Source organism: Bacillus solitudinis (genome assembly GCF_002797395.1).
Taxonomy (GTDB): domain Bacteria; phylum Bacillota; class Bacilli; order Bacillales; family Bacillaceae_D; genus Halalkalibacter_A; species Halalkalibacter_A solitudinis.
Genome location: NZ_KZ454943.1, coordinates 210,812 through 225,777, shown reverse-complemented (window position 1 = coordinate 225,777; position 14,966 = coordinate 210,812). Strand labels below are relative to the sequence as shown.

At 36.4% G+C, this 14,966-nt stretch carries 11 protein-coding genes; 6 read left to right on the top strand and 5 right to left on the bottom strand.

Annotated elements, in window-relative coordinates; translation table 11 throughout:
- Positions 1–30 precede the first annotated feature (30 nt).
- The 6 genes from CEF19_RS01125 to CEF19_RS01100 all read left to right on the top strand — a co-directional run bounded on the left by CEF19_RS01125 (position 31) and on the right by CEF19_RS01100 (position 6,832).
- Complete coding sequence (locus CEF19_RS01125) at positions 31–990, top strand: ABC transporter permease (RefSeq protein ID WP_406565331.1); 960 nt, start codon at positions 31–33, stop codon at positions 988–990.
- 33 nt (positions 991–1,023) lie between these two features.
- A complete protein-coding gene (locus tag CEF19_RS01120; protein ID WP_100408153.1) occupies positions 1,024–1,896 on the top strand; it encodes a carbohydrate ABC transporter permease in 873 nt (290 codons plus the stop codon).
- A gap of 219 nt (positions 1,897–2,115) precedes the next feature.
- Positions 2,116–4,461 carry a helix-turn-helix domain-containing protein gene (locus CEF19_RS01115; protein ID WP_100404374.1) on the top strand — a complete coding sequence of 782 codons (2,346 nt, stop codon included), beginning with the start codon at positions 2,116–2,118 and terminating at the stop codon, positions 4,459–4,461.
- 172 nt (positions 4,462–4,633) lie between these two features.
- The gene (locus tag CEF19_RS01110; protein WP_100404373.1) at positions 4,634–5,329 is read left to right on the top strand and encodes a DUF1961 family protein; all 696 of its coding nucleotides are present in this window, start codon (positions 4,634–4,636) and stop codon (positions 5,327–5,329) included.
- A gap of 12 nt (positions 5,330–5,341) precedes the next feature.
- On the top strand, positions 5,342–6,001 hold the full coding sequence (locus CEF19_RS01105; protein ID WP_100404372.1) for a YesL family protein: 660 nt from the start codon (positions 5,342–5,344) through the stop codon (positions 5,999–6,001).
- 69 nt (positions 6,002–6,070) lie between these two features.
- Positions 6,071–6,832: a DeoR/GlpR family DNA-binding transcription regulator gene (locus tag CEF19_RS01100; RefSeq protein ID WP_100404371.1), complete on the top strand. Its 762-nt coding sequence runs from the start codon at positions 6,071–6,073 to the stop codon at positions 6,830–6,832.
- A 48-nt stretch (positions 6,833–6,880) separates the two neighbouring features.
- Here the strand turns inward: CEF19_RS01100 and CEF19_RS01095 are convergent, their stop codons facing one another.
- Genes CEF19_RS01095 through glgB form a run of 5 tightly spaced genes read right to left on the bottom strand, consistent with a single transcriptional unit; the run spans position 6,881 to position 14,962 of the window.
- Positions 6,881–9,316 carry a glycogen/starch/alpha-glucan phosphorylase gene (locus CEF19_RS01095; protein ID WP_100404370.1) on the bottom strand — a complete coding sequence of 812 codons (2,436 nt, stop codon included), beginning with the start codon at positions 9,314–9,316 and terminating at the stop codon, positions 6,881–6,883.
- A gap of 22 nt (positions 9,317–9,338) precedes the next feature.
- Positions 9,339–10,754, bottom strand: coding sequence for a glycogen synthase GlgA (gene glgA / locus CEF19_RS01090; RefSeq protein ID WP_100404369.1), 1,416 nt, complete (start codon positions 10,752–10,754; stop codon positions 9,339–9,341).
- A gap of 22 nt (positions 10,755–10,776) precedes the next feature.
- Entirely contained in the window at positions 10,777–11,883 is a 1,107-nt protein-coding gene (gene glgD / locus CEF19_RS01085; protein WP_100404368.1) for a glucose-1-phosphate adenylyltransferase subunit GlgD, read from the bottom strand.
- Between the two features lie 14 nt (positions 11,884–11,897).
- Positions 11,898–13,052, bottom strand: a complete 1,155-nt coding sequence (locus CEF19_RS01080; RefSeq protein ID WP_157800858.1) for a glucose-1-phosphate adenylyltransferase — start codon at positions 13,050–13,052, stop codon at positions 11,898–11,900.
- Positions 13,049–14,962 (bottom strand): 1,4-alpha-glucan branching protein GlgB, encoded by a 1,914-nt coding sequence (gene glgB / locus CEF19_RS01075; protein ID WP_100404366.1) that lies wholly within the window; start codon positions 14,960–14,962, stop codon positions 13,049–13,051. The genes CEF19_RS01080 and glgB overlap by 4 nt, the downstream gene beginning before the upstream one ends.
- Positions 14,963–14,966: the final 4 nt, after the last annotated feature.

Here is a 14,966-nt window from a genome sequence, read left to right as displayed (position 1 = left end):
CTTAAAATGGGTGAAAGGAGAGAGATGCATATGCTTAAACCAAAAACAGAGCAAGCCGTAGATTTAAATACAGTTCCAATTAATAAACCAACAACATTGGCATTGCTTAAGAGAGATAAATGGCTTTATGTATTATTGCTACCAGGAATTCTTTATTTCCTAATTTTTAAAATTGTACCAATGTGGGGGGTTCTCATTGCCTTTCAGAACTATTCTCCGTTTTTAGGTTTTTGGGATAGTACATGGGTTGGGTTTTTACATTTTGATAATTTTTTTACGAACCCTGATTTTTTCCGACTATTAAGGAACACATTGATTCTAGCATTATACGATTTAGTATTCTTTTTTCCAGCACCAATTATCTTGGCGCTCATGTTAAATGAAATACGGATTAGAATGTATAAAAATGTGATTCAGACACTTGTGTATGTCCCACATTTTATGTCATGGGTTATTATTGCTAGTATCTCGTATGTCTTTTTAACAACTAGTGGTGGTGTTGTTAACGAGATCGTTTCAAATGTAACTGGAGAGAAAATTTCGTTCCTTTCCCATCCAGATTGGTTTCGACCAATAATTATTTTGCAAATTATTTGGAAAGAAAGCGGTTGGGGAACGGTTATCTTCTTGGCTGCACTTGCTAGTGTGAGTCAGGAACAATATGAAGCCGCCATTGTGGATGGGGCAGGAAGATTTAGAAGAATGTGGCATGTTACATTACCAGCTTTACGTAGTACGATCGTAATTTTATTAATTCTACGACTAGGTAATTTCCTTGATCAAGGGTTTCAACAAATTTATTTAATGACAAATTCATTGAATCGTAACGTGGCTGACGTCTTTGACACTTATGTATACTTTGTCGGTATTACACAAGGAGCGTTTAGTTATAGTACAGCAGTTGGTTTATTTAAAGGTGTAGTTGGGCTTATATTAATCTTCGGAGCCAATTATATTGCCAAAAGATTAGGTCAAAATGCATTATTTTAAAAGTCAGCATGGATAGGAGGTTAAAACATGAGTATGCATAAGTTACACAACACACCAGCAGGTCGGGTGTTCGATGTGTTTAATCATATCGTTCTCTTAATTATCGGACTAGTAGCGTTTATTCCATTCGTCTATGTAATCGCTGGATCGTTTGCCACGGAGGCCGAGTTAGTAAGGAGATCATTTTTTGTTTTTCCAGAAACCTTTTCACTAGAAGCCTATAAATATGTATTCTCTACAGGCACCTTTATAAAAAGTATTGGGGTATCAATATTTGTTACTGTTATTGGGACAATCGTTAGTTTAGCGTTAACAATGACAATGGCTTATCCACTGTCTAGGAAAACCTTATTAGGGAAAAACCTAATTTTAAATATTATTATACTCACGATGGTGTTTAGCCCAGGGATGATTCCGTTATATATTGTCGTTCGTTCGCTAGGATTATTAGATACCTATTGGGCTTTAATCCTCCCATTAGCTATTAATCCCTTTTATTTAATTATAGTTAAGGCATTTTTTCAAAACCTTCCGAATGAATTAGAAGAGGCTGCGAAAATTGACGGGTGTTCAGAGATAGGTATTTTTTGGAAAATAGTACTTCCATTATCAAAACCAGTTATCGCAACTTTTACATTGTTCTATGCTGTGTTTTATTGGAATGACTTTTTCCAGGCGCTATTATATATAAGTGACAGCGCAAAGTACCCTGTTCAACTTCTTCTTCAGCAAATTGTTATGCTCGCAAACACAAAGATTGGCGAAGTAGATTCACTTGTGGAGCCACCTGAAGAAACGTTAAAGCTAGCAGTTATTGTTGTTGCGACAATCCCTATCCTCATATTCTACCCATTTTTGCAGAAGCACTTTGCAAAAGGTGTGTTAATAGGATCGGTAAAAGGATAATAAAGAAAAACCATATTACTTCAACACGTAATATGGTTTTTTTTTTATTAAACTTATGTTTTTGTTAGAAAAACCTTAAAAAGTAACACATTTAACAATTATTTTATTAAAATAAATAGATTTCACTGAATTTTGTGGACGTTTAAATTATAATAGAAGTATAACCAATAAGTAAACGCTTACAAATGACGTCCGTAAATTAAGGTGGGGAACAAAGTATTGAAAACGCTTATTCAAACTCAGAAACTCAAGAAAATAGAATGGGGTAGCCAATATTTCAGAAAAAGCTTTATTCTAATATTATTAATTACATTTATACCGGGGCTCATTTCTGGTATTGGTATTTACTGGTTTGGTGTTGGGAAAGTAGAGGATGAGTTAAAAGATTTACATGAAAGTCAAATTAGTCAAAGAGCCCAGAATATTAATGATCAATTTGATTACCTGGAAATGTCTCTTTCACATTGGGCTTTTGAACCTAGATTTAATATGTCCTTAAATGAGTTAAACTTTGTTCAGGAATACCAAGAAACTCGTGATATTATTCGAACATTGCTAGTATTACGAGGAAGTCATCCATTAATTAATAAAGTGGAGCTTTTTGTAGATAATGTAAGAAATCCGATTATATTTAAACCGAAATATAATGTAATTGAAAATGCTGATGAATATTTATTTTATCAGTCTTTGCATGAAAATGAACACACTGTGAGTTGGACACAGTTAAGTTCGACTCCACTTGGAGTGGAATATGAGGATAGACGCCCTATTGTATTAACTCACAGCATTCCTGGTAATAGTGCAGTGCCGTTTGGGACGATAATTGTAACCCTAGATCGAACAAAAGTAGCTCAACTTCTCCGGACGTTAACGCCATATAACGAAGGAGCAACGATGTTATTAAACGGAAAAGAATTACTTCTAGCTACTGAAAGCTCAAACAATTCGACACTAGCGGCATTATTACGGACGGAGGTTCTTAACCAAACAGAACCTGAAGGGTCATTTACGCTCTCCTTTGAAGAGGAGACGTATTCGGTTTCCTTTGGGAATATGACAAGAATTAATTCGAATTGGACGTACATTTCGGCAGCTCCATTATCATCGATTACCTCTCCAATGGTATTTATATCCAAGATAATTGTTATCATAAGTCTGAGTGGGTTGTTTATTGCGTTAATTATGTCATGGTTTGCTTCGAGAAGAATATATAGTCCAATTGCAAAACTAGTTCGCCTAATTGATCATGGGGAATATAAAGAGAAACGTCCTCAGGATGAGTTCAAATTAATCGAGCAACAATTTCAAGAGCTTTCCAAAGAAAGTAAAACCCTGCAAAGTCGACTTACTTCCCACATTCCTCAGTTGAAGATAAGTTTCTTGTCGCAGTTGATTGAAGGGTATCTATACTATTATTCGGAAGAAGATTTACGTAAGCGGATGATAAATTATGGTTGGGTAATTGAAGACCATTCATTTCTTGTCGTGGATATTCAGGTCACTGGGTTATCAGAGTCTAATGTGTCACTCATAAATCAAGATGAAAGTCTAGTGTCATTTGCTGTAACAAATATGATTGAAGAATTAACTCAAGAGTATTTTAAGCAAGTTAATATAATTAACTTTCATGATTTATCGATGGACGTATTCATTGTTTATTCTAAAGATGAGGAAATTGATGGTCTATTGAAGGGCTTCGCAAATCAAGTTATGAATGTGTTAAATCGAATTTTACAAGTACAAGTAACAGTAACAATTAGTGAAGCTACAGATAATGTAAAACGTATCTCTCATCTGTTTGAGGAAGTCAGACAAGGAAAAAGGTACAGAAATTTCCAAAATGAAAATCAAATTATTAACCTTCAAGAACTTGATTATTCGAAAACACAAGGCCAAATCTTTTATCCTTTTGAAATTGAGAAAGAAATTCTTCAATCTATTCGGATGGGACAAGTGGATCAAGCAGAACGATTGATACGAGAATTCATTACAGAGTTAACAGAAAAAGGAATAAAGGAGATTAATATTCAACCAGGAATGGTGCAATTGTTTAGTAGTATTCAGCATGAAATCCTACACTCGGGAATCCATCCGTTTGAAATTTTTGAAGGAAAAAACATGTTTGATGAGGTGGCCCAAATTCGAGAACCTGAACTGATGATTTCATGGTTAATGGAAGAAGTGATTGTTCCGTATGTACAAACCCTCGAAGGACGCATGAATTTTGAATTAAAACTGTTAGTTGAACAAGTTTGTGGACAGCTTCAAGATAACTATATGGAAGACATCTCTCTTGAGAGTTGTGCGGACGAAGTGGGTACCAATCCTTACACATTAAGTAAAGCTTTTAAGAAGGTAATTGGAGTTAATTTTATAGATTATCTCACAACGCTTAGAATTGATAAGGCGAAGGAACTTTTATTAAACACATCTTTAAAAATCAATGATATATCGGAGCAAGTTGGATACCGGCATAGTTATTTTAATCGAATTTTCAAAAAACAAGTAGGTATTCCACCAAGTCAATACCGAAGAGCAAACAGTCAGGATAAGCCTAATTCCTAAAAAAGTGTAAACCACCTTTCTAGGGCAAAAAAGTATGGTTGAGGGAAAGTTTATATGATTTTAAAGTAAGACTAGAATATATAATTTGATATATTGTAAATGCTCTCCAATTGATAATGAAATGTGTCAAGATGGTTTATTGAGCAGTATCGTTAGAATAGGAGGAGAACAAATGGGATTTTATGAATTTAAACAAGGTGAATGTTTATATGCCAATCGTTTATCTTGCGAAGCAGATATAAAAGATTGGCATATCGAAGGAAAAGCAAAACAAAGCTTTTCTGATAATAGACTGCATTTAGAAAATGAATTAGACCCAGAAATCCATGGGGACAATGCTCATTGGGTATTATGGTGTCCACAGGAATTTCCAGATCGAGTCTGCATTACTTGGGATTTTTATCCTCTTAAAGAACCAGGTTTATGTATGATTTTCTTTGGAGCAAAAGGTCGAAATGGTGAGGATCTTTTTGATGCGAAATTACCAAAAAGAGAAGGCAAGTATCCTGAGTATCACTCGGGTGCGATTAATGCTTTGCATTTGTCTTACTTTAGGCATAAATGGAAAGAAGAACGGGCGTTTCGAACATGTAATCTAAGAAAAAGTCATGGTTTTCATCTAGTCGCTCAAGGTGCCGATCCTCTTCCGCCAGCAGAAGATGCGGTGTCGCCTTATAAGATGAAGCTAATAAAGCATGAAGAGGTGGTTCAGTTTTCAATCAATGATCTACCGATACTTGAATGGGAAGATGATGGTGAAGCCTTTGGGCCATTCATTCAAGGGGGGAAGATTGGATTAAGACAAATGGCACCGATGAAGGCTGCATATGCGAATTTAGCCGTGCATGAAGTTTTTCGAAAAGGTTAGGGAGGTGAGAGGATGAATTCGAGTGGTTTTTTCGGTGGCTTTTATCGCTTTGGTGAGGCATTTTTTCTAATGGCGTATGTAAATCTACTATGGATTTGTTTTACGGTTTTAGGACTTGGCGTATTTGGGTGGGCACCAAGTACAGCAGCAATGTGTGCAGTGCTGAGGCGTTGGATGAGAGGCGAAACTGATCGACCTGTCTTTTCAATGTTCTGGGAGACGTATCGTAAAGAATTTGTAAGATCTAATATAGTAGGGCTTGTTTTTGTTTTTGTAGGATATATGCTTTTCGTGAACTTTAAATTTTTTCAAGTTGAAAGCCAATGGATTTTTATTAGCGTACGGTATATGATGATTGCAGTTATGATTGTTTGTTCGATTATGCTTATTTATATTTTCCCACTAATGGCTCATTATGAAGCCACAATTTATCAGCATTTTAAAAATTCATTTATGGTATCTGTTTTTCAACCGTTGCGAACAATCTATACTGTTGCTGCTGCTGTGACGGTGTATCATATTTTATTTACAATCCCCGGACTAATTCCCTTTTTAGGTATTAGTTTGCTAGGTTTTGTTATCATGTGGACAACGTATCGAACGTTTTTACGAATGGATTACAAACAGGAACAACTTCAAAAACAAATGCACGAAAATGCCATCAGCCATTAATTATTTTAGGCTTCTTTCATTTTCATCGTTTATAATAAGAGAAAGACGAACGGAGAAAGAGGTTAAGTCATGTTGATGGAAGAAAGATACAAAAAAATTATTGACCTTGTCAATGAACATGGAAGCATGCGAGTTACACAGCTTAGTCAAATATGTGAAGTGACAGAGGAAACGATACGTCGAGATCTTGCGAAGCTTGAATCCGATGAAAAGATCGTTCGAAGTCATGGTGGAGCGGTTTCAATTCAAGATAAGCATCATGAAATTCCATATGATAAGCGAGAAGTGATAAATGCAGAGGAAAAGAAGAGTATCGCTGCTGAAGCGGTAAGACTCGTCTTACCAGGCGACCGAATTTATTTAGATGCAAGCACTACTGCATGGTATATGGCAGCAATTATCCCTAATATCGTGGTAACCGTTCTTACTAATTCGATTAAAGTGGCGTTAGAATTAAGTGAAAAAGACCGAATTGAAGTTATCGTCATTGGGGGAACATTGAGCCAGCATACACTTTCATTTATTGGTCCACTATCCGAACGATCTCTCGAAAGTTATTTTGTAGATAAGGCATTTATATCATGTAAAGGGATTGATATGAAACGAGGATTAAGTGACTCTAATGAATTACAGGCGCGTTTAAAACAAAAAATCATGGCACTTTCCGATAAAGTTTATTTGCTAGCCGATTCTAGTAAATTTGGGGTTCATGCGTTTACGCGTGTAAGTGAAATCAAAGCTGTTCATGCTTTGATTACGGACAAAACAACGACAAAGGAATTGATTCAGGAGTTGAACGAGTTCGGTGTTAATGTTATCGTTTCCGAATAAAAGAGAAGGTGTCCCCACGTAATGTGGAGACCCCTTTAAGTGTGTTTATTATCTTTTAATAGGTCGAATGTTCCAAATTTCCGATGCGTATTCTTGAATCGTCCGATCGCTTGAAAATTTACCTGAATAGGCGATATTTGTTACACTTTTCGTCAGCCAATTCGTCTTATCACGATACGATTGCTCAATAAATTCATGAGTATCAATATACGAATCAAAATCTTTTAATACAAAATAGGGATCATTATGATAAAGCATATGATAGTATAAATCTTTAAATTCTAAATCATTCGAACCAAAAACACCTTGAAATAACTGATCCAATATTTTTCTGATTCGCTCATCGGTTTGATAAATATCTTTTGCAGAATATCCCCCAAATTGATAATAGTTAAGCACCTCATCAGCATTTAATCCAAAGATAAATATATTGGAGTCACCGACTAAGTCTCTTATTTCAATATTAGCTCCATCAAGCGTGCCGACTGTTAATGCTCCGTTCATCATCAGTTTCATATTACCAGTTCCTGATGCTTCCTTACTAGCAGTTGAAATTTGTTCACTAATATCTGCAGCCGGAATTATTTTTTCAGCTAAACTCACATTATAGTTTTCTAAAAAGACAACTTTGATTCTGTCTCGTACATCCACGTCATTATTAATGATGTTACCAACCTTGTTAATTAATTTAATGACCTCTTTAGCCAGATGGTAACTAGGAGCTGCTTTTGCCCCGAAAATAAACGTCCGGGGAGTTAAATGTTGGTTTGGATTTTCCTTGAGCTCATTATATAAATAAATAACATGAAAAATGTTTAAAAGTTGGCGCTTATATTCATGCAATCGTTTAATTTGCACATCAAATATTGACTGGTCATCGACAAGAATTCCTGTTTTATCTTTAATATATTTTGCAAGAGCTTGTTTGTTCTGATGTTTAACCTGATCAACTTTCTCCAAAAAAGGCTTATCCTTTGAATGTCGAAGTAAACTGATTAATTGCTTTGGTCTTTGGATCCAAGAGGGTCCGATGACCTCTGTAACTAAATTTGCGAGGTTGGGGTTCACTTGAAGTAACCAACGACGATGCGTGATTCCATTTGTTTTATTATTAAATTTAGCAGGGTAGAGCTGATAAAAAGACTTCATTTCTTTTTTCTTCAAAATTTCGGTATGAATACGTGCAACACCATTTACACTAAAGCTTCCTACAATAGCTAAATGTGCCATATGAACTTGTTCATCTGCAATAATGGCTAGTTCTGGTATTTTGTCACGAAGCTCTGGATGGTCGAACCAGATGCCCTGACAGAAACGTTCATTTATCTCATTGATAATCATGTAAATGCGAGGGAGGAGACCCTGAAGCATAGTCTTAGGCCATTTTTCTAAAGCTTCGCTCAGTGTTGTATGATTTGTATAAGCAATCGTTTTCGTCGTAATCTCCCATGCTTTATCCCACCCGAATTTTTCCTCATCCATTAAAATTCTCATTAGTTCAGGGACGGCTAAACTTGGATGAGTATCATTAATTTGAATAGCAATAAATTCGTGAAAATGGTGTAACGAAGGGTTACTCGTTTTTTTGTACTGCATAATAATGTTTTGGATACTAGCTGAAACTAAAAAATATTGCTGTTTAAGTCTTAATTCTTTTCCTTCATTGCTTGAGTCATCAGGATATAAGAAGCCTGAAATCTGTTCAATCGCATTTTTGTGATCTAAATGATGATAGTAGCGAGCATTTTGAGTCGTGAAAAATTCATCTTCTTGTTTGGGCGATTCGGCACTCCATAGACGGAGACTATTTACAACCTGATTATTATAACCAACAATTGGAATGTCATACGGAATCGCTCTTACTTGATCGGTATGAATATATGAAAATTCGAGCGATCCATCCTTAGACTCCTCAGTTAGGACTTCTCCATTAAAATGGATGATGAAAGCCTCATCTGCTCTACGTGTTTCCCACGGATACTCTTCTGTAAGCCAATAATCGGGAATTTCAACTTGGTAATCTTGGATGATTTTTTGTTCAAATAGCCCATAGCGATAACGAATGCCATAGCCATGTCCAGGGTAACTTAAGGATGCTAGAGAATCAAGGAAACAAGCAGCTAACCGTCCTAGCCCACCGTTGCCAAGTCCAGCATCGTGTTCCTGCGCATAAACCTCGCTTGGGTCAAATCCTAGTTTCTTCAAGCTTCTTGTACAAATATCGTGTAATCCACAATTAAGAAGATTGCTCTCTAAAAGTCGACCAACTAAAAATTCCATTGATAAATAGAACACTTGTTTAGGTTGCTTTTTATTATAGGTTTCTTGTGTTTGTAGCCAATGGGGGTGGACTTTATCATTAACGATCGAAGCAATGACATAGTATAAGTCTTTGCTTGTGGCATCCTGTACATGTTTGCCTCGTTTTGTTTTCATTTTCTCTGTGAGCAGTTCAGTAAACGCCTCGATCGGATTGTGGGTCATAACTCATCACTCCTTGTTTTCTCTAAATCGATAATGAATGATAAAGCGTTATATACTCATAAGCGGAATGGTTCCAACTAAATTGACTTTTATTCACATTTTTCAAGAGTGTTTTCCAATACGTTGAGTGCTGATAAACTCTTAAGGAGGACTGTAAAACATGAAGGAGATCATGCGCATTGTAATTAGTAAAGCTGAAACCATTTCCTTCACCCGTCATTTCATCAAAAGCAACAACGGTATCTTTTAGTCCACCTGTTTCTCTAACAATAGGAACTGTTTTATACTGCAAAGCGATAAGCTGGGATAAGCCGCATGGCTCGAACTTTGATGGCATGATTAGAAAGTCAGCCGCTGCATACATTTGCCTGGCTAAAGCGTCGTCAAATATGAAATGAACAGATAGTTTTAGGGGAAATCGTTTAGAAGCGTTATAGAAATAGGTCTCAAAATCAATATTCCCAGTTCCTAGCAAAATAAACTGTACATCGTCTTGGAGAAACTCATCCAAACAATGTTGCAATAAATGAAGACCCTTTTGTTCCTCTAATCTTGTTACCATAATATACAAGGGTATATCCGCATTTACGGGTAAACCTAATTTTTCTTGAAGAACTATTTTATTTTCCTTCTTCTTCATTCTTGAGTACTGATAATTCATAAAAAGATGGGGGTCTGTTTTAGGGTTAAATTCATCAATATTTATTCCATTTAAAATACCTAGTAAATCTTTTGAACGTTCCTGTAATATGGGGTGTAGTCCTTCACCAAAATAGGGCTGTTTAATCTCTTCAGCATAACTAGGACTAACTGTTGTTATTTTATCGGCGTGGTACAGTCCACTTTTTAAGCAATTAAGCATGCCTCGCCATTCAAATCCTCCAAAATGAGAGAGAGGAAGATTGAAAAAATCAGCAAATGTATGATGAGGCATAATGCCTTGATACTTAATATTGTGGATGGTTAATACAGTTTTTAGTTGCTCAACTGGGTTTAGAATTTTTGCTAGTGCTACAGTCATCCCCGCCTGCCAATCGTGAGCATGAAGCACATCAGGTTTGAAATCAAGAAAGGGTAAAGCCTCAATGACGGCTTTGCTAAAAAAGATAAAGCGTTCGCCATCATCATAGTAACCATATAAACCTTTCCTTGAAAAATAATAATCGTTCGAGATGAAATAATAAGTGATTCCTTCATATACCAATGAATATAAACTTGCCGACTGTTTACGCCATCCAAGTTGAATAGGGATGGTCGTGATTTGTGACATTTTCAAATGCCACTTTTTAGGTATTTCATCATAAAGAGGAAGAATAACCCTAGTTTCAATTTTTTTTGTGCGATTAAGAGCTTGAGGGAGGGAACCAATAACGTCAGCTAATCCTCCTGTTTTGACGAAAGGCGTGCATTCTGATGCAACAAACAGAACTTTTTTCATAGGATTCTTCCTCTCTATTTAATTAAATAATTTTTCGCTTGGCAATCACATAAGGCATTTCCTTCGCCCCAATAAACTTTTGATTTGCTGTAATATGGACATCCTTATCTAAAATAACATTTTCCAAATAAGCGCCTGATTCTATAGTACAGCGTTGCATAATAACTGAATTTTTTATTATTGCTCCTTCTTCCACTGTTACACCGCGAAATAAAACGCTATGACTGACTTCCCCGTCAATAACACATCCATTTGCTAGTAAAGACTGACTGACACAAGTTTGCTTTCGGTATTTCGTGGGGGGTTCGTTACTAACCTTTGTACGGATAAAAGGTGCTTTTGAAAATAATGCCTTATAATTATCTTCATAAAGCAGATTCATATTGTGACGATAGAAGCTTTCAACGGAATTAATGAAGGCAGAATAACCTTTATATTCGTATGTCTGAATGTGTAATCGATCTAGGTTTTCTTTAATACCGTGATAGAAAAAGTCGCCATGATGGTGAGCGATGCACTCATCTACAAGCGAAAGTAATAATTCTTTGCTAATAATATAAACCCCTGTAAAAACCTTATGATTCTTTTTATCGTACGTAATATCAGTGACCATGCCTTTATAAGTTGTTGAAATTCGTAAACAAGAATCGTGCTCTTGATTTAAGTCATCAACATGTATGGTTACCAGAGTGATATCCGCCTTTTGTTCAAGATGTTGTTTGAAAGCGAGCTTATAATCATTATTTGAAACAAATTGACTGCCACTTATGAGAACATAATTAGCTTTTCCACGATTAAAATAGTCTCGATTGTTATGAAAATGACGAAGGTCACCTTTTGAAATATCAGTAGGGTCATTCCAGTCAGGGGGAAGAATAAAGAGACCGCCATGCCTACGATCTAGTTCCCAGTTGGCTCCTGTACCAAGATGATCCATTAATGATCGATATTTGTTACGTGTAAAAATAGCAACCTCGTGAATGTTCGTTTTTACCATGTTTGATAAAGTAAAGTCTATAAGACGGTAGCGGCCTCCAAAAGGAACTGCTGCCCCGCAGCGAAAATAGGTTAATTCATTTAAAAAATCCTGTTCATGATCTAGGTTAATAAGTCCCATTAAAGAGTCCATATCGGCACCTTCCTCTAATTAGTTTCTGAAATAGATAATAGTGAATGAAGATTCTCTGATGAAACAATAAGTGGATCTTTCTCAGGATTTGAACGAATGAGCGTATTTTCTGGAATGAGTGTATTTTCAGTAACAATTACACGCTCCAAGATAACATTTGGACCTACTTTAACACTGGGATGCAAAATGGATTGACGAACAACACTATTACTACTAATTGTTACATCCTCAAATAATATAGAATTTTCGACTGTTCCACTTATCCAACAACCTGAATTGATAAGGGAACGATTTACCTTAGCATCTTTATTAATAAATTGAGGAGAATAGTTTGAGTCGTGAGAATAGGTCCGCCAACTTTTATTATTTAATGATAAAGAAAGGTCTTCATCTAATAAATCCATGTTCGCTTCCCAATAACTTTGTATGGTTCCGACGTCTTTCCAGTATCCATTAAAGCGGTAAGCGAAAAGGCGAAGATTATCTGATAACATGGCGGGGATGATATCTTTTCCAAAATCATGACTAGATTCATTCATATTCGCATCTTGTAAAAGGTATGATTTCAGCTTTTTCCAATTAAAAATATAAATCCCCATGGATGCTAGATTGCTTTTAGGGTGCTGAGGCTTTTCTTCAAAGTCAAGAATGCGCAAATTGTCATCAGTATTTAAAATCCCAAAACGCGGGGCATCTGGAGGAGGAACCTCCATAACGGAAATGGTTGCATCTGCATCCATTTTAATATGATGATTTAACAATATTTTATAATTCATTTGATAAATATGGTCACCTGAAATAACGAGAATGTGTTCTGGGTTATACTGTTCAATAAATTGGATGTTTTTATAAATTGCATCTGCAGTTCCTTTATACCAGTTTCCACCTTCTTGTGCGGTGTAAGGAGAGAGTATGGAAATCCCATCAAATTGCCGGTCTAAGTCCCACGGCTTTCCAATTCCTATATGTTTATTTAACTCTAAAGGTGCATATTGGGTTAGAACACCAATTGTATTGATTCCTGAATTGGTACAATTACTTAAAGTGAAATCGATGATACGGTATTTTCCACCAAAATGTACAGCTGGTTTCGCTAATTTCTTTGTTAGAAGTCCCAGACGTTTTCCCTCACCACCAGCTAACAGCATTCCAATGCACTCTTTTTTCATGATTTACCCTCCTCGTTAATTTGGTCTTTCTCTATATAACGAAATACAGATATGGCAAGCGGAGGTATTTTTATTTTTATATGCTGTTTTAAGCCATGCCATTTTGTCGGAAAGCTAAAATGTTGCCCTGCATTTAGTTGGTTGGAACCACTAAATTCAGCTGCATCAGAATTAAATATTTCTGTATAGCGCCCAGGGAAAGGAACCCCGATTTTATAATCGTAATAAACATTTGTGGTGAAATTACATATAATAATTAACTCATCCGTTGTACTACGGCGCCGATATACAATGATGCTTTGATCGGTATTATTAGGATCGATCCATTCAAAACCTTCCTGTTCATGGTCAAGTTCATAGAGCGATGTTTGAGTTTTATAAAAATGATTAATTGTTTTTACGTAGTGAAGGGTTGAAGCATGTAGCGGGTAGTCCAATAAATGCCAATCAAGTTGTTCCTTATCCTTCCACTCGGAATATTGTCCGAACTCGCCCCCCATAAACATCAACTTTTTCCCTGGGTGGGTCATCAGATAGCCATATAGGAGTCTAAAACCGGCAAACTTTTGCCACTGGTCGCCAGGCATTTTGTCTAATAAAGATTTTTTTCCATGAACTACTTCGTCATGGGATAGAGGTAAGATGAAATTTTCGGTATGGGTATACATTATTGAGAAAGTTAGTAATTCATGGTTCCATTTGCGATAAAGAGGATCAATCTCCATATAATCAAGAACATCATTCATCCAGCCCATGTTCCATTTAAAAGTGAACCCTAATCCTCCTATATAGGTGGGGGAGGTGACTAAGGGTAAATTAGAGCTATCCTCAGCCATCATCAGTACTTTTGGATCATAGTCGAAAACCACTTGATTAAGCTTTCGAATAAAGGCTAATGCTTCAAGATTCTCTTCACCTCCAAATGAATTTAGGATTTTCTCATCATGCCCATTTCTATCAAAATTTAGGTTGAGCATACTCTCTACTGCATCAACTCGTAATCCGTCAATATGAAACTCTTGTAACCAGAAAAGCGCATTAGAAATTAGGAAGCTTTGCACCTCTGGACGTCCGAAGTCGAACGTTAATGTTCCCCAAGAAGGTTTTTCGGATTTATGAGGGTCGGCATATTCATATAATGGTGTTCCATCAAAAAGTCGTAGTCCATGATTATCCTTACAGAAGTGACCGGGCACCCAGTCCATAATGACTCCAATGTTATGTTGATGACATTGGTCGACGAAATATTTAAAATCCTCAGCTGTACCGTAACGAGTTGTAACAGAAAAATAACCGGTTATTTGGTAACCCCATGATAAATCAAATGGATGCTCTGATAGTGGAAGAAGCTCAATATGGGTAAATTCAAGTGAATTTACATAAGGAACTAATTGGTCAGCCAACTCACGATAGGTTAGAAATTCACCATCGCTTTTCTTTTTCCAGCTTCCTAAATGCACCTCATAAATAGAAAGAGGAGAGCGAATCATATTCATTTGTCGCTTCCTGTCCTCCCAGATTTTATCTCCCCATACGTAGGAGGATTTCCTAGCAGTGATTGAGGCTGTAGAGGGTCTAACCTCTGATTGAAAGGCATATGGGTCTGCTTTTAAGGTTACTTCTCCGGTTGCCTGAACAATTTCATATTTATAAGGAGAATGTATGGGTACATCTGTAAAGAAGCCAAACCATAGTCCTTGCTCAGTAAACTTTGTTAAAGTATGAGAAGAGCTATCCCAGTTGTTAAAATCACCGACGACCCGAATGTCATGGGCATTTGGAGCCCAGACGCCGAAACGAAAACCCTCCTGTTCCTCGTAAACAATTCGGTGACATCCGAGTAACAAGTGAGACTGATACTGGGTACCTTGATGAAAGAGATAAATATCTGCCTCAGATATGTTGTACATAGTG